The sequence below is a fragment of the Mesorhizobium sp. B2-7-1 genome, assembly GCF_006440735.1.
Classification (GTDB): domain Bacteria; phylum Pseudomonadota; class Alphaproteobacteria; order Rhizobiales; family Rhizobiaceae; genus Mesorhizobium.
In genome coordinates, this window is sequence record NZ_VFUA01000012.1 from 79,063 (window position 1) to 101,527 (window position 22,465).

The 22,465-nt window shown below is 64.7% G+C and carries 19 protein-coding genes; 7 read left to right on the forward strand and 12 right to left on the reverse strand.

Features of this window, described 5'->3' with window-relative positions:
* Nucleotide 1: 1 nt before the first annotated feature.
* From FJ471_RS07590 to FJ471_RS07610, 5 genes are all read left to right on the forward strand, one after another.
* Nucleotides 2-1,063 carry a substrate-binding domain-containing protein gene (locus FJ471_RS07590; protein WP_140802551.1) on the forward strand — a complete coding sequence of 354 codons (1,062 nt, stop codon included), beginning with the start codon at nucleotides 2-4 and terminating at the stop codon, nucleotides 1,061-1,063.
* Between the two features lie 63 nt (nucleotides 1,064-1,126).
* Entirely contained in the window at nucleotides 1,127-2,188 is a 1,062-nt protein-coding gene (locus FJ471_RS07595) for a substrate-binding domain-containing protein (protein ID WP_140802552.1), read from the forward strand.
* Nucleotides 2,189-2,231: 43 nt separating this feature from the next.
* Complete coding sequence (locus FJ471_RS07600) at nucleotides 2,232-3,203, forward strand: ABC transporter permease (RefSeq protein ID WP_140802553.1); 972 nt, start codon at nucleotides 2,232-2,234, stop codon at nucleotides 3,201-3,203.
* 12 nt (nucleotides 3,204-3,215) lie between these two features.
* On the forward strand, nucleotides 3,216-4,415 hold the full coding sequence (locus FJ471_RS07605) for an alanine racemase (RefSeq protein ID WP_140802554.1): 1,200 nt from the start codon (nucleotides 3,216-3,218) through the stop codon (nucleotides 4,413-4,415).
* An 86-nt stretch (nucleotides 4,416-4,501) separates the two neighbouring features.
* Nucleotides 4,502-5,239: an ATP-binding cassette domain-containing protein gene (locus tag FJ471_RS07610; protein WP_140802555.1), complete on the forward strand. Its 738-nt coding sequence runs from the start codon at nucleotides 4,502-4,504 to the stop codon at nucleotides 5,237-5,239.
* A gap of 19 nt (nucleotides 5,240-5,258) precedes the next feature.
* On the opposite strand, the gene otsB is transcribed toward FJ471_RS07610, so the two are convergent.
* From otsB to FJ471_RS07630, 4 genes are all read right to left on the reverse strand, one after another.
* Nucleotides 5,259-6,038: a trehalose-phosphatase gene (gene otsB / locus FJ471_RS07615; protein WP_140802556.1), complete on the reverse strand. Its 780-nt coding sequence runs from the start codon at nucleotides 6,036-6,038 to the stop codon at nucleotides 5,259-5,261.
* Nucleotides 6,035-7,825 carry a trehalose-6-phosphate synthase gene (locus FJ471_RS07620; RefSeq protein WP_140802557.1) on the reverse strand — a complete coding sequence of 597 codons (1,791 nt, stop codon included), beginning with the start codon at nucleotides 7,823-7,825 and terminating at the stop codon, nucleotides 6,035-6,037. The genes otsB and FJ471_RS07620 overlap by 4 nt, the downstream gene beginning before the upstream one ends.
* A 148-nt stretch (nucleotides 7,826-7,973) precedes the next feature.
* Entirely contained in the window at nucleotides 7,974-10,136 is a 2,163-nt protein-coding gene (locus tag FJ471_RS07625) for an amylo-alpha-1,6-glucosidase (RefSeq protein WP_140802558.1), read from the reverse strand.
* A gap of 103 nt (nucleotides 10,137-10,239) precedes the next feature.
* On the reverse strand, nucleotides 10,240-11,298 hold the full coding sequence (locus FJ471_RS07630) for a glycosyltransferase family 4 protein (protein WP_140802559.1): 1,059 nt from the start codon (nucleotides 11,296-11,298) through the stop codon (nucleotides 10,240-10,242).
* A 200-nt stretch (nucleotides 11,299-11,498) separates the two neighbouring features.
* Between FJ471_RS07630 and FJ471_RS07635 the strand changes: the two genes are divergently transcribed.
* Both FJ471_RS07635 and FJ471_RS07640 read left to right on the forward strand, forming a co-directional pair.
* The gene (locus tag FJ471_RS07635; protein ID WP_140802560.1) at nucleotides 11,499-12,704 is read left to right on the forward strand and encodes an ROK family transcriptional regulator; all 1,206 of its coding nucleotides are present in this window, start codon (nucleotides 11,499-11,501) and stop codon (nucleotides 12,702-12,704) included.
* Nucleotides 12,705-12,707: 3 nt separating this feature from the next.
* A complete protein-coding gene (locus FJ471_RS07640; protein ID WP_140802561.1) occupies nucleotides 12,708-13,205 on the forward strand; it encodes a peptide deformylase in 498 nt (165 codons plus the stop codon).
* Nucleotides 13,206-13,215: 10 nt separating this feature from the next.
* Here FJ471_RS07640 and FJ471_RS07645 read toward each other — a convergent pair whose 3' ends face one another.
* The 8 genes from FJ471_RS07645 to phnY all read right to left on the reverse strand — a co-directional run bounded on the left by FJ471_RS07645 (nucleotide 13,216) and on the right by phnY (nucleotide 22,275).
* Nucleotides 13,216-14,013 (reverse strand): ABC transporter permease subunit, encoded by a 798-nt coding sequence (locus FJ471_RS07645; RefSeq protein WP_140802562.1) that lies wholly within the window; start codon nucleotides 14,011-14,013, stop codon nucleotides 13,216-13,218.
* Nucleotides 14,014-14,015: 2 nt separating this feature from the next.
* Complete coding sequence (locus FJ471_RS07650; protein WP_140802563.1) at nucleotides 14,016-14,876, reverse strand: 2-aminoethylphosphonate ABC transporter permease subunit; 861 nt, start codon at nucleotides 14,874-14,876, stop codon at nucleotides 14,016-14,018.
* Nucleotides 14,869-16,017, reverse strand: a complete 1,149-nt coding sequence (locus FJ471_RS07655; protein WP_140802564.1) for an ATP-binding cassette domain-containing protein — start codon at nucleotides 16,015-16,017, stop codon at nucleotides 14,869-14,871. The genes FJ471_RS07650 and FJ471_RS07655 overlap by 8 nt, the downstream gene beginning before the upstream one ends.
* A gap of 31 nt (nucleotides 16,018-16,048) precedes the next feature.
* A complete protein-coding gene (locus FJ471_RS07660) occupies nucleotides 16,049-17,080 on the reverse strand; it encodes a 2-aminoethylphosphonate ABC transporter substrate-binding protein (RefSeq protein ID WP_140802565.1) in 1,032 nt (343 codons plus the stop codon).
* 257 nt (nucleotides 17,081-17,337) lie between these two features.
* Nucleotides 17,338-18,348, reverse strand: coding sequence for an NAD(P)-dependent oxidoreductase (locus FJ471_RS07665; protein WP_140802566.1), 1,011 nt, complete (start codon nucleotides 18,346-18,348; stop codon nucleotides 17,338-17,340).
* A gap of 5 nt (nucleotides 18,349-18,353) precedes the next feature.
* Entirely contained in the window at nucleotides 18,354-19,700 is a 1,347-nt protein-coding gene (locus FJ471_RS07670) for an aspartate aminotransferase family protein (protein WP_140802567.1), read from the reverse strand.
* A complete protein-coding gene (locus FJ471_RS07675) occupies nucleotides 19,697-20,815 on the reverse strand; it encodes a TIGR03364 family FAD-dependent oxidoreductase (protein ID WP_140802568.1) in 1,119 nt (372 codons plus the stop codon). The genes FJ471_RS07670 and FJ471_RS07675 overlap by 4 nt, the downstream gene beginning before the upstream one ends.
* 5 nt (nucleotides 20,816-20,820) lie before the next feature.
* Nucleotides 20,821-22,275: a phosphonoacetaldehyde dehydrogenase gene (phnY, locus tag FJ471_RS07680; protein WP_140802569.1), complete on the reverse strand. Its 1,455-nt coding sequence runs from the start codon at nucleotides 22,273-22,275 to the stop codon at nucleotides 20,821-20,823.
* Nucleotides 22,276-22,465 lie beyond the last annotated feature (190 nt).

Sequence of the window (22,465 nt, forward strand, 5' to 3'; positions counted from 1 at the left end):
GATGCTGATGAAGAAACTGCTTGCCGCCGCCTTTGCCGGTGGATTGATGCTTGCCGCCTACCCGGCCTTTGCGCAGACGGTCGGCCCGCAGGGCGAAGCCGCCACGCCGAGCGCCGATCTGAAGCTGAGCGACGCCGACATCGCCGCGCTGAAGGACAAGGGCTACAAGGCGGCTCTGCTCTGGCACACCTCGTCCGACTTCACCAACGCGGTGACCGCGGGCGCCACCGACGAGTTCGCCCGCGCCGGCATCTCGATCGCGGTCAAGACCGACGCGCAGTTCGACGCCGCCCGCCAGCGCAGCGACATCGAGACCGCGCTCGCCGCCAAGCCAAACGTCATCCTGGCGCTGCCGCTCGACCCTGTCACCTCCGCCGAAGCCTTCCGCCAGGCGGTCAAGGACGGCGTCAAGCTGGTGTTCCTGTCCAACCTGCCCAAGGACTACAAGCAAGGCACCGACTACGCCTCGATCGTCACCGACGATCTCTACCAGATGGGCAAGCAGGCGGCCGACGCGATGGCCAAGGCCATCGGCGGCAAGGGCAAGGTCGGCTATATCTTCCACGACGCCAATTACTACGTCACCAACCAGCGCGATCAGTCCTTCAAGAAGACCATCGAAAAGGACTATCCCGACATCAAGATCGTCGCCGAGCAGGGCATCTCCGATCCGGCCCGGGCCGAGGAACTGGCCAATGCCATGCTGCTGCAGCATACCGACCTCGACGGCATCTACGTGACCTGGGCCGAGCCGGCCGACGGCGTGCTCTCGGCGCTGCGTGGTGCCGGCAACACGCACACCAAGATCGTCACGCTCGACCTTGCCGAGCCGGTCGCGCTCGACATGGTCAAGGGCGGCAATGTCGCGGCGCTCGTCGCCGACAAGGCCTATGAGCTCGGCCGCGCCATGGCCGCCTCCGGCATGAAGTCGCTGCTTGCCCAGCAGACGCCCGCTTTCGTCGTCGCGCCGGCGCTGACCGTGACCAAGGAGAATGTCTCCCAGGGCTGGAAGGATTCGCTCAACCGCGACGCGCCGCAGTCGGTGCTCGACGCGGCGAAGTGAAGCCGACGCTCCGGCCCGGCTGCCGGGCCGGAGCTTTCTTCCTGAACAAGAAGGGGAACCGACATGCGCAAAGCACTGAGCACCATGACCGTAGTGGCGAGCCTGTTCGCCGCTCACGCCTTCGCCGCCGAAGGTGTCACCACCGGCCCTAACGGCGAGAAGCCGGTTCCGGCGGCCTCGCTGACGCTGACGGCGGCGCAGGAGCAGCAGATCAAGGACGGCAAGTTCACCGCGGCCCTCGTCTGGCACGAGATGAGCGAGTACACCAACGCCGTCAACGCCGGCGCGCGCGACGAGTTCAAGCGTCTCGGCATCGAGGTGGTGGCGCAGACCGACGCCGGCTTCGACGCCGCGCGCCAGAAGGCGGATGTCGAGACGGTGATGGCCAAGAAGCCCTCGATCATCCTGTCGCTTCCGGTCGATCCGGCGACCGCGGCCTCCGTCTACGATCCGGCTCGCCAGGCCGGCGTGAAGCTCGGCTTCGTCGACAATTGCCCGGCCGGATACAAGCAGGGTACCGATTACGTCACCATCGTTTCCGACGACCTCTTCCAGATGGGCAACAAGGCCGGCATCGCCATGGCCGAGGCGCTCGGCAAGAAGGGCAAGGTCGGCTACATCTTCCACGACGCCGATTTCTACGTCACCAACCAGCGCGACGGCGCCTTCAAGAAGACCATCGAGCAGGACTATCCCGACATGAAGATCGCCGCCGAGGCCGGCATGGCCGACCCGGCGCGCTCAGAGGACATCGCGCAGGCGATGATCACCCAGCATCCGGACCTCGACGGCATCTATGTCACCTGGGCCGAGCCGGCTCTCAGCGTGCTCTCCGCGTTGCGCGCCGCCGGCAACACGCACACCAAGATCGTCACGCTCGACCTCAACGAACCCGCCGCGCTCGACATGGTCAAAGGCGGTAACGTCGCGGCTCTTGTCGCCGACGAGGCCTACTCGATCGGCGTGACGCTGGCGCGTGCCTCCGCAGGCTCGCTGATCGGCCTGAAGGCGGAGCCTTTCTACGCCGTCGATTCCATCGCCGTCACCAAGGAGACGGTGAAGGAAGGCTGGAAGAAGTCGCTCAACAGGGATGTGCCCGCGACCATCGCGGACGCCATCAAGTAGACGGCGTGGCAGGCTGCGAAGCACCCACCATCGGAGATCGAACATGACCAGCGCCAACACCGATACCGAGGTGGGCAGCTTCGCCAGCCGCTTCAATCTGCAGCAATATGTCGTCTACCTCGGCTTCCTGGCGATCTTCCTGTTCTTCGCCTTCATGCTGAGGGACAGCGGCTTCCTCACCGTCCGCAACCTCTCCAACATCGTGCTGCAGACGGCGCCGGTGACGATCATGGCGATCGGCCTGGTCTTCGTCATGTCGGCCGGCGAGATCGACCTTTCGATCGGCTCGATCGTGGCGGTAGCAGCGCTCGCCGCCGCCGTCACCATTGCTTCCTATGGCATGGCGGCGGGCATCGTCGTCGGCCTGGGCGCCGGTATCCTGATCGGCCTCATCAATGGCGCGCTGGTTGCCTACGTGAAACTGCCGTCCTTCCTGGTGACGCTGGCGACGATGGGCCTGTTCGCCGGCGTCTCGCGCTCGATGACCGATCTGCGTTCGATTTCGGTCACCAATGAGACCTTCACCGGCTTCTTCGGCTCGGGCTCGCTGCTTAGCGTGCCGTCGCTGATCTGGTGGACGGTCATTGCCATCGCCATCGGCCACCTCGTCTACCGTGAGACGCGTTTCGGCGCGCATGTGCTGGCGACCGGCGACAATGCCCGCGCCGCCAGCGTCTCGGGCATCAGCGTTCCCAAGATCCGGCTCGCCGTGCTTACCATCAGCGGCGGGCTCGCGGGGCTTGCCGGACTGCTCTACGCAGGCCGCCTGCAGGCGGCGAAATACACGCTTGGCGAAACGGATCTGATGACGGTCATCGCCGCCGTCATCGTCGGCGGCACGCTGCTCAACGGCGGCAAGGGCTCGATCGTCGGCGCTCTGGTCGGCTCGCTGATGATGGGCATGCTGAACAACGGGCTGATCCTGATGGGCCTTTCGGTCTCCGACCAGATGATCGTGCGCGGCCTGATCATCCTCACCGCCGTCGCCGTGTCGCTGCGCGACAAATCCCGCTGAAGGAATTCTTCCATGTTTCTCGACGTTCTGCGCCGCCGCAACCCCGCCTTCATCGAAGCGGCGATCGGCCTTCATCAGCAGGGCAAGCTGCCGGCCAACGCCTATGTGCTCGATCTCGACACGGTCGAGCGCAATGCGGCGATCTTGAAGCGGGAAGCCGAACGGCTCGGCCTGAAGATATTAGCCATGACCAAGCAGGTCGGCCGCTCGAGCTCATTCTGCAAGGCGGTGATGCGCGGCGGCATCGAACGCGCGGTCGCCGTCGACATGGCCTGCGCGCGCGCCACGCATAAGGCCGGCATGAAGCTCGGCCATCTCGGCCATCTGCAGCAGATTGCGAAATTCGAAGCGGATGCGGCGGCAAGGACGTTCAAGCCGGACTATTGGACAGTCTTCAACGACATCAAGGCCGAGGAAGCCGGCAAGGGCGCCAAGGCCGCCGGCTATGTCCAAGGCCTGCTCGCCCGCATCGCGGCCGAAGGCGACATTTTCTACCGCGGCCATGAAGGCGGCTTCGACGCCGGCGAGGTTGTCGCCGTCGCCGACCGGCTCGATGCCGTTCCCGGCGGCCGCTTTGCCGGCATCACCACCTTCCCTGCCCTGCTCTTCGACCATGCCGCGCGAAAAGTGTTGCCCACGCCCAATCTGGCGACACTGGGCAAGGCCGCCGAGGCGCTCGCCAAGGCCGGCCGCAGGGAGATCGAAATCAACGCGCCGGGCACCACGTCGAGCGTCATGCTGGCCGCGCTGGCGGAAGCCGGCGCCACGCAATGCGAACCCGGCAACGGCCTGCATGGCACCACGGCGCTGCATGTCATGGAAGACCTGCCGGAATTGCCCGCCGTGCTCTACCTCACCGAGGTCTCGCATCTTTCGGGCGGCAAGGCCTACTGCTTCGGCGGCGGCTTCTATATCGACCCGATCTTCCCGGACTACGACGTCAAGGCGATCGTCTCGGCCGAGCCGACAGCGGCCGCGACGGCGCTCAGAAGCGTCGAGGTGCCACCGCCTTCGGCGATCGACTACTACGCCATGATCGATGCCTCCGGCGCCAGCGCGCCGAAGTCCGGCGACAGCGCCGTCTTCGGTTTCCGCGGCCAGGCCTTCGTAACCCGAGCCTATGTCGTCGGCGTCTCTGGCATCTCGAAGGGCAAGCCAGTGGTCGAGACGATCGAGAACGGCTTCGGCGAGCCCTATGCCTGGCCTGTCTAGAGCATGATCCCGAACCGAAGGACCGCGTCAGCGAAAAGTGGGAACCGGTTTTCGGACAAGATCATGCTCCAACGAAGGAGAATGCGATGAACGCGCCCATCCTGCAGCTTCAGGACATTCGCAAGAATTTCGGCGGCATCACCGCTATCGAGAATTTCTCGCTCGAGGTTTTCCCGGGCGAGATCGTGGCACTCGTCGGCGACAACGGCGCCGGCAAGTCGACGCTGGTCAAGATCGTCTCGGGCGTGCATCCGCCTTCCTCCGGCACGATCGCCATCGAGGGCAGGCCGGTGATGATGTCGAACGCCACCATGGGCCGCGCGCATGGCATCGAGGTGGTCTATCAGGACCTCGCGCTGGCCGACCAGCAGACGGTCTACATGAACATGTTCCTCGGCCGCGAGCCGCTGAACCGCTTCGGCCTGCTCGACCGTCGCCGCATGATCGCCGAGACGGAAAAGCTGGTAAAGGAGCTCGACGTGCGCATTCCGTCCGCGCACGCCACCATCCGCGACCTCTCCGGCGGCCAGCGGCAGGGCGTCGCGATCGCCAGGGCGACGCATTGGGCGAGCAAGCTGATCCTGCTCGACGAGCCGACGGCAGCGCTCGGCGTTGCCGAGACGGCGAAAGTGGAAGAAATCGTTCTGTCGCTGAAGCAGCGCAATGTCGGCATCCTGATCATCACCCACAGCCTCGATCAGGTGTTCAAGCTGTCCGACCGCATCTGCGTCCTGAGGCGCGGCAAACAGATCGGCGTGCGCGAGACGAAGAAGACCGACAAGAACGAGATCATCGCCATGATCACGGGCTTGCAGCAGCAATAGTTGGCTGGCGCTTGCCGGCCTAGGCGACGAGGTCGCTGCTGGGTGTTTGTGCGGCAGGGACGAAATTGGCCTCCAGCCAGGCGATCGCGCCGGCTACATCTTCGATGGCGAAACGCGCCGCCGTCTCGCCTTGCGGCTTGACGCGGATCGATATCCCACCCGCGGCATTGACCGTGTCGAATCCGTTCTCATCGGACGTGTCGTCGCCAAGGAACACCGGACGCCTGCCGGTGAACGGATCGAGTTGCATGAAACGCCGGATCGCGGCGCCCTTGGCGGCTTCGAGCGGCATCAGTTCGACGCCGGCATTGCCGGCGATCACGCGGTAGCCCTGCGGCAAGCGCGCGAGCGCTGCTTCGACCAACTCCGTCGCCCGCGCCAGAAGCTGCGGCGCGGCTCTCGTGTGGATGGCGAGCACCGGCCCCTTGCGCTCGACATAGACGGCCTTACTCGCCAGCTCCAGTTCGATCTCGTCGGCAAGCGCCGCCATATCCGCCGGCTCGTCGGCGGCTTCGATCCGCCCATCCGGTAGAAGCCTGTGCTCCAGCCCGTAGAGGCCGGCGATCCGCAGCTTCAACGGGTCGAACAGATGGTCGACGGCCGCGATCGAACGGCCGGTGATGAAGGCGAGAGCGCCGTCGAGCCGCCGCTCGATCCTTTGCAGGAGAACGCGCAACTCCTCGCTGACCGAGACGGCGTCGGGATGCGCCGCGTGCTCCAGCAAGGTCCCGTCGATGTCGAGGAAAAGCGCCCACCGTCCCGCGGGAAGCGGTGGGGTAAGGTCTACCTGACTGTTCATCTAAATCCCACTGCCTGTTTGCGTTCGAACATGGAGACGACATTGTCGCCGGTGGGGCCTGCCGGCCGGTCGTATAAGGCGGTGACCCGGTCGAGGTCGCCGCGCTTTCTCAGCCGCGCCGCGTCGAGCAACATGCTGCCGGCCCAGCGATAGACATTGTTGTCGCGCACGATGTCGCGCATGCGCCGCATGCGCTCATGCTGCTCGTCCGGCCCCATGGTCAGCGCCTGCAGCATCGCCTCGCTCATCATCGCCGCGTCGTAAGGATTGATGATCAGCGCCTCCAGCAGCTCGCGCGAGGCGCCGGCGAAGGTGCTGAGCAAAAGCACGCCCTGCTCGTCGTCACGCGACGCGACGAACTCCTTGGCGACGAGGTTCATGCCGTCATGCAGGCTGGTGACCAGGCAGATGTCGGCGGCGCGATAGAGTTCATAGACCGCCGCTTGCGAATGATGCTCGGCCACCATGACGACCGGCCGGTAGGAGTCGCTGCCATAGCGCTGATTGATCTCCTCGGCACAGCGCAGGCATTCCTCATGCAGATGCTTGTAGGCCGGCAGCGTGCCGCGGCTCGGCGCCGCGATCTGCAGGAACACGACATTGCCCACCATTTCGGGATGGCGAATGAACAACTCCTCCAGCGCGTGGAAGCGATCGAGGATACCCTTGGTGTAGTCGAGACGCTCGACGCCGACGCACAGCTTGGCGCCGGCTGGAATCCTGAACCGCTTGCGAACGCGCACCCGGCATTCCTCGACGCTGGGCAGGGCTTTCAGGAGATCGACTGGCCATTCGATCGATATCGGATAGGAATGCACCAGCGTCACCTGGCCGCCGTAGGAAATGGCGGCATCGGCACGCTCGATGCGGCTTTCCATGAAGCGGTCGACGCTCTCGGTGAAGTTGTTGGCGTGGAACTGGGTGTGGAAGCCCACGATCGAGCTGCCGAGCAGGCCGTCGAGGATGCGCTCGCGCCACGGACAGATGCTGAACACCTCAGAATTCGGCCAGGGGATGTGCCAGAAGGTGATCACGATCGCCTCGGGCAGACGCTCGCGGATCATGCGCGGCAAAAGCGCGAAGTGATAGTCCTGGACTAGCACGATCGGCCGCTCGTTGCGAGCCTCGGCAACCACGGTGTCAGCGAATTTGCGGTTGACGGCTTCATAGGCCTCCCAGTCCGACTCGCGAAAGATCGGCCGCGTGAAGGCGATATGGCAGAGCGGCCACAGGCCTTCATTGGCGAATCCGAGATAATAACCTTGATACTCGTCGTCACTGAGCCAGACCCGGCGCAGCGTGTAGGAGGGATGCCCAGGCGGCACTTGCACGCGGTCGTTTCCGTCGACCACCGTCCGGTCGGCGGTGCCGCCGCCATAGGCGATCCAAGTGCCGGCGCAGGCGCGTGTGATCGGCTCCAGCGCCGAGACCAGTCCGCTCGCTGGCACGACAAGCTCGACGCCGCCATCCGTCTCGTTATGAATATAGGGCTCGCGATTGGAGACGACGATCACCTGCGCTTCCGGCAGCTCGTCGGCGAGGATCTTGCGCAGCGTGTCCGGCGACCATGTCACAAGAGCCGCGTCGACCGACTGCCCGTTCTTCTCGAATTCGCGCAGCACCTTTCGCGCCGCCTCGGCGGCAAAGTCGTCCCCGGAACCCGGCATGGCCGATGCCCTCGGGTGATTGCGACGGTACCGGGATATCGAAATGAAAATCGCTAGTGCGGAAAGTCCGAGGCTTGCGAGAATAAGGACCAATAACAGGTCGACGCCATATTGTGTCATTGAAACGCCAGGTTGCCTCCGGCCGTCCGTTCATTGTTTTCGTTCTTGCCGGCCGCAGACGGGCAAGCCGGGTTAGGTTGGGAACGCGCAAACCGGCGATCAGTTCCGATATTTTTCGATTGTTGAACGCAGGGTTGCAGCGCTTTGTTTACGTGCGCACAATGAGCGGCACCTGTCCCTCATGCCGGTCCGACAGGAAGGCGGCGACGCGGTCGCCAACCCGTTGGAAGGTAAGATCGATCGCCCTATCGCCGACCGTGAGATGCCTGATGGTGAGGGTATCGATGCCGATTGGCAGCCTCGGTCGCGTGACGTGCAATTCGCCCTCCCAGCCATCGATCTCCAGGCCAAGGCACGCCTGCATCAGCATGAAGGTGGAGCCGGCCGACCAGGCCTGTGGCAGGCAGGCGACGGGATAGGCGATCGGCGCCTCGCCGGGCGCCCGGGCGAAGCCGCAGAACAGCTCCGGCAGCCGCATGTTGAAATGCACAGCCGACTCGAAAGTGCCACTCATCAGCCGCACCACGCTGTCGCGCTCGCCGTAGCGTGCGAGGCCGACGCCGCATAGCGCCGTATCATGTGGCCAGATCGAGCCGTTATGGTAGGACATCGGGTTGAAAAACACCGCATCGTCGGCGAGCGTCCTCAGCCCCCAACCGGAATGGAAGGAGGCCGACAGCAACTGGTCGGCGACCAGGTTGGCGCGCTCGGGCTGCGGCAACCCGACGAAAAGCAGGTGCCCCGCATTCGATGTGCGCACCTTGCAGGGCTGGCCCTCGCCATCGATGGCCAAGGCGTAGAAATTCATGTCGTCCAGCCAGAAGTCGCGTTCCACGGCGACCCGCATTTCCTCGGCGCGGCCCTCCCAATGCTCGGCATCCGCGAATTCGCCGCGGCGGCGTGCGAGCGCCGCCATGCCGCGGAAGGCGGCAAAGACATAGCCCTGCACCTCGACCAGCGCGATCGGTCCCTTGGGGATACGGCCGTCGGCATGGAAGACCGAATCGAAGCTGTCCTTCCAGCCCTGGTTGGCAAGGCCCGACTCGGCGGCACGCTGGTAAGTGACGAAACCGGTGGCGCGGCTCGCCTCATCCGTCCATTCGGCGGCGGCTTTCAGCGAAGGCCAGAGCTTGTCGATGAAGGCCATGTCGCCGGTGCGGTCGGCATAGGCGGAAGCCAGATGGATATAGAGCGGCGTGGTGTCGACGCCACCATAGTAGCGCCCGAAGGGAAGCTCGCGCAGCGCCGCCATCTCGCCCTTGCGCGTCTCATGCATGATCTTGCCGGGCTGGGAATCCCAAAAAGGCGACGTTTCGGTCGCCTGGTGCTCGGCCAGAAAAGCAAGCACCCCGCGCGCCAGGCCGGGATTGAGCCAAAGCATCTGCAGGCTCGAGATCACGCCGTCGCGGCCGAATGCCGTCGAGAACCACGGGATGCCGGCATAGGGATAGGGTCCCGTCGGAAGCTCCGTGGTTAGCAGCGCCACATCGGCGCGGGCGCGCTCGACCCAATCGTTGAAGACGCGGCCCGAGGTGTGCACCGTGGCGCCATGCCTGCGCTTGGCGCGCATGCCGAAGCGGGCGCGTGCCGCCGCGGCGCGGAAACGGTCGCGATCGGGCGGATCGGCGACCTCGGGACCAACCTCGATATAGAGCACTTTTTGACTGCGCTTGGTCACCGCGATGAGGAAATCGGCGCGATTGTCGCTCAACTGGTCGGGCGCCTGCGAAAAGGAGATTGCGGAAAGCCTCGGCAGACCGTCGAGGCCGTCATAGCCGAGCAGCACGGAGGTCTTGTCGGTCTTGGCGACATGCGTCGTGCCGCGCTTCACCCGCGTCGAGCCGCGCACCTCGAACATGTCGCGAAAGTCGGCGGAAAAATGCAGCGAGGCGGTGATGGTCGAATGCTCGCGGCTGTAGTTGGAAAGTGTGATCCGCTCAAACAGCCTGTCCTGCCAGATGAGCCTGACGCGTTCGATGTGGATTGCACCCTGCGGGATATCGCGGCCTGCGGCACTCTGGATCGGCAGGTTGGTGAGGTTGGACGTGAACAGCACATTGTCCTGGCTGAGCGAAGCGCCGAGCAGCGACATCTGCCTGCCGCCGATGGTCAGCCGGAATTCGGAAAGCACGCGGGTGTCGTCGCGGAAGAAGCCGTCACCCGATCCTCTGATGTCGCCATAGGCGTCGGCGACAGCGAAGCAGTCGCCCTGCTTGAGGGCAAAAAGCCGGTGCGGTTCCCGCGGCGCCGTTTCGTCGAGCGTGGAAAGCGCCACGGCGGGATCGAGCTTGCGCTCGTCGAGCTCCGTCATTCGTCACCTCTTCGTTTGCCCCGCCCTGGAGGATGATGCCGAAAAGTGTGAAGCGGTTTTCGGACAACATCATGCTCTATCTCGTAGATTAGCGCTATGAAGGTCAGGAGGCCTTGGCCTCCGGCATGCCGGTCAGACGCATATAGGCAGCAAGATAGTCGCGTGCCATTCTTGTCGCCGAGAACCTCTTCTCGAAGACAGCCCTCACCTGCCGCCGATCCAGATCGAGAAGCGCGGGCATCGACGCGACCGCACCGTCCACGCTGTCCACGACGAAGCCGGTGACGCCATTGTCGACGATCTCCGGCAGAGCGCCCTGGTCCCAGGCAATCACCGGCGTGCCGCAGGCCATGGCCTCGATCGCGACGAGGCCGAACGGCTCCGGCCAGTCGATGGGGAACAAAAGGCCCGCCGCATTGCCGAGAAACCCGGCCTTCTCGTCTTCCGTGATCTCGCCGACATAGTCGATGCGGTCGCCGTCGATGAGCGCCTCGATGTTGTCGCGGAAATAGGCGCGGTCATCGTCGCCGATCTTCGCCGCCAGCTTCAGCTTCAACCCGGACCGTCGCGCGATCTCGATGGCGCGGTCCGGCCGCTTGTCGCGCGACAGGCGTCCGAGGAAGGCGAGATATGGTTCTTCCGCCTGCGGATCATAAGTCGGTTGGTAGGCGTCGAGCGGCAGTCCGTGATGGATGGTGGCCAGCCAGTTCGCGTCGGGCAAGCCGCGCTTCTGGCTGTGCGAAATCGAAATCATCGGGAAACGCGGGAAGCGTTTGTAGGCCGGCGCCAGGTCGACATAGTCGAGCCGGCCATGCGGCGTCGTCACCGTCCGCTCCGCGATCTCTGCGAAGAACGGAAAATGCAGGAAGTGGCTGAGATGGAAATGGATGACGTCGAACTCCCCGGCGCGCTCGCGCACATCGGCAAGCATCGCCAGATGCGCGGCGATCTCCGATTTCTTCGGCCGCGGGTCCAGGCGGATCGCCTGGTCGCGCCCGGCCACCAGCCTGGCCGACGTCTCGCTGTCACCGCTCGCAAAAAGCGTCACGTCGTGCCCGAGCTCGATCAGTGCTTGCGTGATGTAGAAGACGATCCGCTCGGTGCCGCCATAAAGCTTCGGCGGCACGGATTCATAGAGCGGCGCGACATGGGCTATGCGCATCGGATCCCTCGGCTGTTGACGCGAGGCAAAATGCGTCAGCCGCGAGATCGTTCCTGACCAATTGGTCGCGGACACAATTGAGATCCGCTCGAGAGCTTTCAACCTCGCCGCGTTATAAGATGGTGGCGAGCGCAAAATAATTAAATCAACTTGATTTTCTAAAGCGGCTATCTACAGTTTCCGTGATTGGTACCTACCTGATGACCCCCAAGAAAGCCATCTCCGGCACAAATCTCGAGCAGGCGAAATCGCACAACCGCCGCGTGGTGATCGAAGCGATCCGCACCAACGGCGCGTTGTCGCGGGCGGCGATTGCAAGGCTGACGGCGCTGTCGTCGCAGACCATTTCCAACATCGTCGAGGAATTGGAAGCGGCCGGTCTGCTGCGCCCGGAAGCAACGCTGAAAGGCGCGCGCGGCCAACCTGCCGTCCCCTACTCCATCAATCCCGACGGAGGCTATTCGATCGGCCTGCAGCTCGACCACCAGCTTGCCGTCGGCGTCGTCACCGATCTCTCCGGCACGATGCGCGCGCGTATCGAGAGGAGTGTCGACCGGCCAACGCCCGCAGAGGCCATGCCGCTGCTTGCCGCGATCTCGGATGACCTGATCGCAACCTCTCGACTGGCACGGACAAGGCTGCTCGGCATAGGGATGGCGATGCCGGGACCGTTCGACGTCGAAGGCATGACGTCGGTCGGTCCGACGGCCCTTCCCGGCTGGCAGGATTTTCCGGTGGCTGACGAGCTGCAACGGCTGACCGGTATCGCCGTCACCGTCGAGAACGACGCCACCGCGGCGGCAATAGGCGAGCGGCTATATGGCGTTGCCCGCAAGCTCGACAGCTTCGTCTACCTCTTCATCGGGACGGGCCTGGGCGCCGGCCTCTTCCTCAACGGCCATCTCTACAAGGGCTCTCGCCACAATGCCGGCGAGATCGGCCATGTCATCGTGCGGCCGGGCGGCCTGCCCTGCGGCTGCGGCAAGCGCGGCTGCCTGGAGCGCTACGTCTCGCTGCGCGCGGCCTATGACAGGCTCGATTTGCCGGACCCCGACCACGCCTCGCCTGAGCTGCTTGAGAAGCTGTTGGCCAATGGCGACAGTCGTTTCGAGGCCTGGCTCGCCGAGGCGGTCGATCCGTTGCGGCAAGCGATCGACGTCCTGGAAATGGCGCTCGATCCCGAGACCGTCGTGCTCGGCGGCTTCATGCCGCTGCCGGTGATCGAGGCTTTGGCCAGCCGGCTCGAACCGCTCCACCTCTCCGTGAGCGCGACCAGCGCCCGCATGACGCCGCGGGTCCTGGTCGGCGCCGCGGGCAGGGACACCTCCGTCCTTGGCGCCGCGGCCTTGCCGATCTTCTCGGAAACCAACCCGCAATTCGACGTGCTGCAGAAGCCGGTGGGCTGACACATGGCAGTCCGCCCTATCATAAAGTTCCCTGATCCCCTGCTGCGCGCCGTCGCGGAACCCGTCGAACGGTTCGACGTCGAGCTGTTCCGTCTCGCCAGTGATCTTCTCGACACCATGTACGCGGCGCCCGGGATCGGCATCACCGCCCCGCATATCGGGGTTTTGAAACGTGTGGTGGCGATTGAACTGCCTTCGACCTCCAAGCCCGGGATCTTTGTAAATCCGTCGATTGTCGAAGCGTCGAGCGAAATGATCCGTCATACGGAAGGCAGCGTTTCGATGCCTGGTGTGACGGAGGATGTCGAGCGGCACGCCCGCGTCCGGGTTCGTTATCAGGATCTCGAAGGCAAGGAGCAATTCGAGGACGCCGAAGGTCTGCTGGCGGTCTGCCACCAGCATGAGATCGACCAGCTCGACGGGGTCTTCTGGATACACAGGCTGTCGCGCTTGAAGCGCGAGCGCTTGATCAAACGCTACGGCAAACTGCGGGCATCCTAGATCGGCGAGGTCACGACCTCGTCTGGCGACCGGTGACGCGTTCGAGCCCAAGCAGCAGGATGAGCGTCACGGCGACGAGCACCATGGTCAGCGCCGCGCCCGCGAAGACATCGCCGCGATCGGTCAGGCTGAAGATCGATACCGGCAGCGTCACCCAGCCCGGCGGATAGACCATGACGGTGGCGCCAAGCTCGCCCATCGACAGAGCGAAGCTTAGGCCGAAGGCGGCGACCAGATAGGGCGTAAGCAAGGGCAGCGTGACATGCCAAAGCCTATAGGCGGGGCGCGCGCCGAGGCTCGACGCCACCTGCTCGAAATCGGGCGAGAGCCGCGCCAGCCCGGCCGAGACATTGCCGAAAGTGAAGGCCGAGATCAGCACGAAATGCGCGACCATGACGATGGCGATGGTGCCGTTGAGCAGCAGCGGCGGGTGACTGAAGGCCACCAGCAGGCCAAGGCCGACGGACACGGAAGGCACCGCGCTGGGGATGAAGAACAGCACGCCAAGCAACCTGGCCAGCGTGGCGTCCTGGATACGCAGCGCGAGCGCCGCCCAGGTGCCGCTGACCAGCGCCAGCGCGCTGGCCAGGAATCCGGTGACCAGGCTCGCCTTGACCGCCTTCCATGCCGCCCCTTGCGCGACATCGGTGTAGTGCTCGACCGTGAACCCGCTCGGCAGCACGCCGTTCCACTGGTCGGCCAGGCTGGAAAGCAGGATGACGGCGAGCGGGGCGAGGAACAGCACGCCGAACAGCAGCGAGAAGACCAACCAGATCAGCATGCGGCCGGGGCGCGACCAGACCAGCATCTCTATGCTCCCAGCCGGCCGGCTGCGAAGCGGTAGAGGCCGAACAGCCCCAGCGACAGCGCGATGTTGATGACGGCGATGATGCAGGCGACCTGATAGGCCGATTCCTGGATCGCCTTGCTGTAGATCAGCAGCGGCAGCGTGATGACGCCCTTGGCGCCGATGAACAGCACGATGCCGAACTCGTTGACCGTCAACAGCAGGCAAAGGCTGCCGCCGGCGATCAGCGCAGGCACGGCCGCCGGCAGGATCACCTGGCGCACGATGCGGAATGGCCGGGCTCCGAGCACGCTCGCCGCTTCGATCTGGCCACGGTCGACCAGTGAAAATGCGGCGAGCAGCGGGCGCAGCACGAAGGGCGAGTAGACGGTGACCTCGGCCAGCACCACGCCCCAGGTCGAGTAGAGGAAGTTGACCGGCGGCGCCTGCAGCGAGAACACCTCCATCAATCCGGCATTGAGCATGCCGGCTGAGCCGTAGAGGAAGGTGAAGGCGAGCGTCACCAGGAAGGTCGGCAAGGCGATGAAGGTGTCGATCAGCCGGGCGATGACGCCGCTGCCGGGAAACGGCACGAAGGCGAGGATCAGCCCCAGCACCAGCCCGACGACCAGGCAGCCGGCCGTCGCCGCGACCGAAATGGTGATGGTGTTGATGAGCGCGTTGAGGAAGAAGCGCGCATGCAGCACCCGCGCGAATTCGGCGACATTGGCCATGCCGCTGTCGTCGGTGAAAGCCTGCTGGACGATCAGCGCCAGCGGATAGAAGAACAGCAGCGCCAGCAGCGCCGCCGGCGGCACGATCCAGAACCGGCCGGGCATTCTTCTCGCTGCCGGTGTGGCGGAAAGGACGGCGGTGTCAGCCACGGACGTCTTCCGGAACGAGCGAGGTGTCGCCGGGCGTGAAGAACAGCGGCATGGCCGAGCCGCGCTCCGGCAGGCTCATCGGCAGCCTGGTCGCCGAGACGCGCACCGGCGTGCCGTCGACATCGAGCACCAGATGCGTGAGCTCGCCCTGCCAGTGCACTTCCTTCAGCGTGCCGACGATCCTGTTGGTATGTTCCGCGTCGCCGGTGAGGCTGAGATGCTGCGGCCTGATGCACAGAAGGGTCTTGTCGCCGGGCTTCTCGCTGCGTCCCGCGCCGGCAAGCACGGCATCGCCGAGCCTGGCCTTGGCGAGCCCCTTCGGCCCGTCGGCGCCTTCCGCGACCGTGACCGGCAGAAGGTTGGCGCGCCCAAGGAACTCGGCCGTAAAACGGTTGGGCGGCCGGCGGTAGAGCTCGATCGTCGGGCCGTGCGAGGACACCCTTCCGTCGCGCATGATGGCGATCTTGTCGGCAAGCGTCAGCGCTTCGGTCTGGTCGTGGGTGACATAGAGGATCGTCAGGCCCGGCAGGTCGCGATGCAGCTTGGCGATCTCCTCGACCATGTTGCGCCTGATCTGCGCGTCGAGCGCCGAAAGCGGCTCGTCGAGTAGAAGCACGCGCGGCCTGACCGCAAGCGCCCGCGCGATGGCGACACGCTGCTGCTGGCCGCCGGAAAGCTCGCGCGGATAGCGCTTGGCAAAGCCCGACATGCCGACGGTCGCGAGCGAGTCCTTGACGCGCTCGCCGATCAGCGACTTGTCGGCGCCTTGCGCCCTGAGCCCGAAGGCGACGTTGTCCTCGACCCGCATATGCGGGAACAGCGCGTAGTTCTGCACCACCATGCCGAGCCCACGCTCATAGGGCGGGAGATCGGTCACGTCGGTGGCGCCGATGCGGATGCGGCCACTTGCCGGCCGAACGAAACCGGCGACCGCCCTGAGCGCCGTCGTCTTGCCGGAGCCGGAGGGCCCGATCATCGCCAGGATCTCGCCAGGCGCGATGTCGAGCGTCAGCGGATGCAGCACGACATGCGCGCCATAGGCAACGCTGACCTTGTCGAAGTGGACATTGGAGCCGGCGCCGCGAATTTTCGCGGCGTCGACGTCCATGACATTGCTTCCCGTGAAAGCGGGCACCGACATGGCTGCTCCTCCGGATTTGCTCACCAGGAGATCAACTTCCCGTCGCTTCGTTCCACTTCTTGACGTAGTCGGGCAACTTGGTCAGCGCATCGTCCCAGTTCGGCGCCCAGATCGTCACGCCCTTCATTGCCTCCTGCGCCTTGGCGAAATTAGCGTCGTCCGGCTTCACGTCCTTGCGGGCCGGCAGGCCGAGCGCCACCGAGCTTACCGTCGACTGTGCTTCCTTGGCGAGCAGGAACTCGATCAGCTTCTTGCCGTTGTCGCTGTTGGGCGCACCGGTGACCAGGCCGATCTCATAGGGCAGCGCGAAGGTGGAGCGGGCGCCGTCCGGACCCGCGGGCCAGAACACCTTGATGTTCGGATTGTCGGCCATCTGCGACATGTTCATTTGCAGGTCGCCATTGGCGACGTGCAGCTCGCCCTTGTTGACCAGCGCGGTCAGCTTGCCGGTCGAGGCGGACGGGCCGACATTGTTGTCCTGCAGCTTCTTCATGAATTCGAAGCCCGCGTCCTCGCCACCGAAGGCGTGGATGATCTCAAGCATGACGGCGGTGCCGTCGCCGGCCTGGCCGGGCGTCGAATACTGGATCTTGCCCTTGAATTTCGGATCGAGCAGGTCGTTGTAGCTCTTCGGCGCTTCCGACAGCACGGAGGCGTTGTAGATGAAGTTCATGTAGTTGTTGACCAGGGGCCGGTACTTGTCGGTGCCGCCATCGATCTGGTCGGAACCCTCGGGCTTGAAATCCTGCAACAGGCCGTCGGCGGCGGCGCGCTGGATGAAGGGCGGCAGCGTGACGAGAACGTCGGCCTGCGGGTTCGACTTCTCCTTGGCGACGCGTTCGACGACCCCGCCCGAACCGCCTTCGATATACTGCACGGTGATGCCGGTGGCCTTGGTGAAGGCGGCGAACTCGGTCTCGTACCAGCTGCCGTTGCCGTCATGCAGGCCGTCGGCCGAATAGATGGTGACGACGCCGTCGGCAAACGCCGGCGCGACGAGTGCCGATGAGCCCAGCAGCGCAGCGGCGAAGGTCATAGCCACGGTAAGATTTCGCGATTTCATGATCAGTTCCCCTTTATTTATTGAAGGCACAATTTGCGACGCACTCGTAATCGCGTTCCTGGCCCGCTATTGCCTGAGTAGCGCTGGTGCATGTCGTCGTTGTGTCAACTTTGGGGGCACCCAATCGATAAGTAAAATCTATTTATTTTATGATAGACAAATCTCAGCTGATATTTGTCATGGAACTGTCGCACGGGCGTTGCAGGCGCGTTCTCCTACACGCCTGGTTGCGATACCCCGCGGAAATGACGGATTCTTCAGCGGAATTCGACGCCCGTGGTCTGCGCGCGCAAGCGCGGGTCGCGCGAGCGGATCGTCACAGGCCGACCTTCGAGCACCTCGAAACAGCGAGCAAGCGTATCGTCGACGAGCCGGCGCATCGCCTCATGCGTGAAGAAGGTGAGGTGCGGAAACAGGATCACATTGTCGCGATCGAAAAGCGCGCTCATCGGATGGCCGGATTTGGTCAGCGGCTCCAGCGAATAGACGTCGAGCCCGGCTCCGGCGATGCGCCCTGCAACGATCGTCTCGACAAGTGCGGCCTCGTCGATCAGCGCTCCGCGAGACACGTTGATGAGGATCGCCGAAGGCTTCATGCAGACAAGTTCTCGGCCGCCGATCAGGCCGCGCGTCTCATCGTTCAACACGCAGTGGATCGAGACGAAATCGCAGGCGCCGAGCATCGCTTGCAGATCGTCCGCCTTATCGATCCCCGCATCTCTCATCGTCGCGGCATCAACGCCGGGATCGAAGCCGAGCACCCGCGCCCGGAACCCCAGCCCTGCCATGCGCGCCATGCTGCGGCCGATCTTGCCGCAGCCGACCAGCCCAAGCGTCGACCCTGAAATGTCACGCCCCAGCCAGCGCTGCTCCGGCCAGATCCAGCCGTCGCGCGAAACCGCCGCGGTGATCGCCGGCAGCCGCTTCGCCAGCGCGATCATCAGCGCGAAAGCACCCTCGGCAACCGTCTCCTCGGCATATTCAGGAACGTTGACGACCGGAATGCCGCGCCGCATTGCCGCCTGGATATCGATGGCATCGATGCCGACGCCGTATTTGACGATGCCCTTGAGTTTCCGCGCGGCCTCGATGACACGCCCGGTGATCGGCGTGTAGCACATCAAGATGAGATCGGCATCGGCAACCGCCGCCATGAGCTCGGCTTCCGGAATGCCGTCCGGCAGCGTCACGAGTTCGACACCGCGCGCCCTCAAGCCGGCGTCTATGCCCGGGCATTCGAGCTCGCGATCGGTGCGGACCGCCTTCACCGGACTCAGGCCGCCAGCACGGCGGCCTCGACGATGTCGAGCGCCCGGTCGAGATCGGCGCGCGCGATCACCAGCGGCGGCGAAAGGGTCAGCACGTTGCCCTGGCTGATCTTGAAGCTCAGCCCCTGGTCGAGGCAGCGATAGTAGATCTTCTCGGCAAGCGCCCGCGCCGGCGCGCGGCTCGCCTTGTCCTCGACCATCTCGACGCCGAACATCAGTCCCCTGCCCCTGACGTCACCGACGAAAGGCGAGCGCTGCATGAGATCCTGCATGCGACCGAGCGCATGGGCGCCAAGCTCGGCCGACCGCTCGACGAGACCGTCGTCGCGGATGATGGCGATGGTGGTCAACGCGGCGCGCGTGGTGACGGGATTCTTCTCATGCGTATAGTGGCCGATCGCATAGTCGCCGGCGACGTCGAGGTCGCGCCGCGCGATCACCGAAGCGATCGGCAGGATGCCACCGCCGAGCGATTTGCCGAGCACGATGATGTCGGGCGTCACCCCATCATGCTCGGAGGCGAAGAATTTTCCGGTCTTGCCAAGACCGGTCGGGATTTCGTCGAAGATCAGCAGCGTGCCATGCCGGTCGCAGGCTTCGCGCACTGCTTTCCAGAAGCCCGGCGCCGGCACCAGCGGCGTCGCGCGCATCGGCTCGGCGATAAAGGCGGCGAAGTCGCCTTCGCGTCCCAGCACATACGAGATCATGTTGGCGCAGGCGCGTGCCGACTCCTCCAGCGAGTTGGTGCCATACGGGCAATTGTGCGGCGCCCAGGGCGCGACATGCTCGGTGCCGGGCAGCAGCGGCCCGGCGATGCCGGAGCGGAACGTCGCCTCGCCGCCGACGCTGGAAGCGCCGAAGCCGGCGCCGTGGAACGCATCCCAGAAAGACAGCGTCTTGAACCGGCCAGTGGCGGCGCGCGCCAATTTCAGTGACACCTCGATCGCGTCGGACCCGCCGGTCGTGAACAGCACCTTGCCGAGGTCGCCCGGCGCCAGCGCGCGAAGTGTCTCGGCCAGCTCGACCGCCGGCTCGCAGGTGAAGCGGCGCGGCGAGAACGGCAGCTCGTCCATCTGCTTGGCGATGGCTTCCTTGAGCCGCGGATGCCCATAGCCGATATGGTGGACGCTGTTGCCGTGGAAATCCATATAACGGCGTCCGGCCGTGTCCTCGATCCAGATGCCTTCGGCCTTGGCGATGGCCGACACGCAGGGGCTGGAAAGGCTCTGGTGCAGGAAGGCCTCGGCGTCGCGGCGCAAGAGCTCTTGCGACGGCGCGTGACTCTGCTTGGCGCTCCATTCCTGTCGCGCCGCGGCCTTGTTGGATTCGCCTTCGGTATGGACGAGCGTCATTGGCCGAACAACTCCGTTATGGTCTCCTCGCCAAGCCCAAATCCGGTGCTGGCGCCGGTGCCGCTGGTGACGATCACCAGCCGCACGCCTTCGTGCGGGGCGTCGCGCAGCACCGCATTCTTGGCCGAAGCGTAATATCCCGTCCAGCGTGCAAGAACGTTCGGCACCTTGCCGAACAATGTCTTGAACTCATCGAGGATCAATTGGTCGACGGCTTCCGATCCGAACGGATCGAGCGTGAGCCCATAATGATGGGAATCGCCGACGACCAGCGAACCGTCCGCGCTCTGCACGACGATCAGGTGAACGCCGTTGGCCAATGCGGCCCCGCGTTCCTCGCTCAATTTCGCCCGCAACGCGCCGGCTTCCGGCAATGCGGCGAAGCCGCCATAGCGTAACAGGCTGAGGTCGGACATAAGCGCCGACTGGAGCCGGAAGCCCGGGTCGGCGAGGCGCAGCATCTGCAGCTTGCAGCGCTGCACGCCGTGCCTGCCGATCAGTTCCGGATAAAGCGAGCTGAAATCGTCGCCGGGACAGACGACGATCTTTGAAGCGTGAACACGCCCCGCGCTGGTTTCGACGAAGGGCGGCGCGATCTCCGTCACCGACACGCCGGTGCGGAACACGACGCCATGCTTCTCAGCCAGGAACGATGCCAGCCGCGGCAGCACTTCGCGCGACTCCACGCGCAACTCGAACGGGCTGTGGAGCCCGCCGATGATTGCTTTCCCGTCGAGCCCGGCCTGATGCGCGAGCGCCTCACGCGCGGTCAGGAGTTTGCACTCGGCGCCGTGCTCGCCGGATTTGAAGGTCTCGAGCAGCGCAAGCGCTTCCGGCCGCTGCGCCGCGATCAGCTTGCCGCGATGCAGGATTTCGATCCCCGCCTCGTTCGCGAGTTCGAGCCAGATTTCCCGGCTGCGTTCCGCCAGCCGGCGCGACTGGCCCGGCTCCTGTCCGGTGACGACGACGAGGCCGAAATTGCGGATCGAGGCGCCGTTGGCTTTCTGATCGCGATCGATGACGACGACGCGCAGGCCGCGACGCGCGGCTGCCAGCGCATGAGCCAGCCCGATAATGCCGGAGCCGACAATTGCAAGGTCAAAGCTGTCCGTCACGGCACTTACCAGGGCAGGGAGAAGGTCTTGACGTTGGTGTAGCTCTTCATCGCCTCGATGACGCCTTCCTTGTAGCCGTTGCCCGAATCCTTGATACCGCCGAAGGGGCTCATCTCGATGCGGTATCCCGGCACTTCCCAGATGTTGACGGTGCCGACCTTGAGGCCGGTTATGTATTTCTGCATGCGGCGGAAGTCGTTGGTGCAGACGCCCGACGACAGGCCGAACGCCGTCGAATTCGAAAGCGCGATCAACGCCTCGTCATCGTCGGGCGCGCGCACGATCGGCACGATCGGACCGAAAGTCTCTTCCATCACCAGCTCGGATTGATGCGGCACGCGATCGACGACGATCGGCGGCAGCAACGCGCCCTTGCGGCCGGGATTGTAAAGCACCTCGGCGCCCTGCTCGGCCGCCATGTGGACACGGCTTTCGAACAGCGCCGCGGCCTTCTCGTGTACCACCGTGCCGAGCTGCGTGGCCGGATCGCGCGGGTCGCCGAATTTGATGGCCTTTGTCCGCTCCAGCACCATCGGCACGAAGCGGTCGGCGACCTTTTCCTGCACCAGGATGCGTTTCACCGCCGTGCAGCGCTGGCCGGAATTCTTGGTAGCGCCGGCCACCGCAAGGTCGGCCGCCTTCGCCAGATCCTCGTCCGATAGATCGTTGAGGATGATCAGCGGATCGTTGCCGCCAAGCTCCAGCACCTGGCGCTTGTAGCCGGCCTTGGATGCGATCATCTTGCCGACCGGCACGCCACCGGTGAAGGTGATCAGGTCGATGTTGGGATTGGTGATCATCTCGTCGCCGATATCGGCCGGCCATCCGGTGACGACCGACAGCATTTCCGGCGGCAGGCCGGCCTCGTAGAGGATGTCGGCCAGCATCAGCGCCGTGATCGGCGTCAGTTCCGTCGGCTTGACCACGACGCAATTGTTGGTGGCGATCGCCGGCGCCACCTTGTGCGACACCATGTTGAGCGGATGGTTGAACGGCGTGATCGCCGAGATCGCGCTGAGCGGCTCGCGAAGGGTGAAGATCTTGCGCTGCTTGCCGTGCGGGGTGAGATCGCAGGAGAATATCTGCCCGTCGTCCTGGATCGCCAACTGACCGCTAAGGGTAAACACGTCGAAGGCACGTCCCACCTCGTAGAGCGAGTCCTGCTTGGAGATGCCGAGCTCCAGCGTGATGAGATCCGACAGCTCGTCCTTGCGGGCACTTAGCAGCTCGGCGGTCTTGAGCAGGATACGCTGCCGCTCGTAGCGCGTCAGCTTCGGCTGGTAGGCGGCCGCAATCTCGAAGGCGCGCCGCGCATGCTCCGCCCCGCCCGCCGGCACGGTGCCGATGACGGTGTCGTTCCAGGGGAAGCGCACCTCCAGCCTTTGATCGGCGTCGACCTTCTGGCCGGCGATGCGCATCGGCTCGTGGCGGACTTTGATGGCGGGATCGAGTTGGGTCATGGTTAGTTCCATTATTGGACACGTCGCGGGGATCGACCCCCACTCCGGCCCTGCGGGCCACCTCTCCTCCGATCGACGGGGGAGAGGAAATCTTGCGGGGCCAGCGCCCCGTCGTTCTAATTCAACGGCACGGCATTTCGAGCCAAAGACGCTGCCGAATCGACCAAGCGCCTTTCATCTCTCCCGACGA

Bases quoted from the DNA above. Each gene is read 5' to 3' on its own strand.
- FJ471_RS07640 (WP_140802561.1), top strand. From the start codon at position 12,708: ATGGCAGTCCGCCCTATCATAAAGTTCCCTGATCCCCTGCTGCGCGCC.
- FJ471_RS07635 (WP_140802560.1), top strand. From the start codon at position 11,499: ATGACCCCCAAGAAAGCCATCTCCGGCACAAATCTCGAGCAGGCGAAA.
- FJ471_RS07655 (WP_140802564.1), bottom strand. From the start codon at position 16,017: ATGTCGGTGCCCGCTTTCACGGGAAGCAATGTCATGGACGTCGACGCC.
- FJ471_RS07605 (WP_140802554.1), top strand. From the start codon at position 3,216: ATGTTTCTCGACGTTCTGCGCCGCCGCAACCCCGCCTTCATCGAAGCG.
- otsB (WP_140802556.1), bottom strand. From the start codon at position 6,038: ATGAACAGTCAGGTAGACCTTACCCCACCGCTTCCCGCGGGACGGTGG.
- phnY (WP_140802569.1), bottom strand. From the start codon at position 22,275: ATGACCCAACTCGATCCCGCCATCAAAGTCCGCCACGAGCCGATGCGC.
- FJ471_RS07645 (WP_140802562.1), bottom strand. From the start codon at position 14,013: ATGCTGGTCTGGTCGCGCCCCGGCCGCATGCTGATCTGGTTGGTCTTC.
- FJ471_RS07620 (WP_140802557.1), bottom strand. From the start codon at position 7,825: ATGACACAATATGGCGTCGACCTGTTATTGGTCCTTATTCTCGCAAGC.
- FJ471_RS07670 (WP_140802567.1), bottom strand. From the start codon at position 19,700: ATGACGCTCGTCCATACCGAAGGCGAATCCAACAAGGCCGCGGCGCGA.
- FJ471_RS07595 (WP_140802552.1), top strand. From the start codon at position 1,127: ATGCGCAAAGCACTGAGCACCATGACCGTAGTGGCGAGCCTGTTCGCC.
- FJ471_RS07610 (WP_140802555.1), top strand. From the start codon at position 4,502: ATGAACGCGCCCATCCTGCAGCTTCAGGACATTCGCAAGAATTTCGGC.
- FJ471_RS07630 (WP_140802559.1), bottom strand. From the start codon at position 11,298: ATGCGCATAGCCCATGTCGCGCCGCTCTATGAATCCGTGCCGCCGAAG.
- FJ471_RS07625 (WP_140802558.1), bottom strand. From the start codon at position 10,136: ATGACGGAGCTCGACGAGCGCAAGCTCGATCCCGCCGTGGCGCTTTCC.
- FJ471_RS07660 (WP_140802565.1), bottom strand. From the start codon at position 17,080: ATGAAATCGCGAAATCTTACCGTGGCTATGACCTTCGCCGCTGCGCTG.
- FJ471_RS07590 (WP_140802551.1), top strand. From the start codon at position 2: ATGCTGATGAAGAAACTGCTTGCCGCCGCCTTTGCCGGTGGATTGATG.
- FJ471_RS07600 (WP_140802553.1), top strand. From the start codon at position 2,232: ATGACCAGCGCCAACACCGATACCGAGGTGGGCAGCTTCGCCAGCCGC.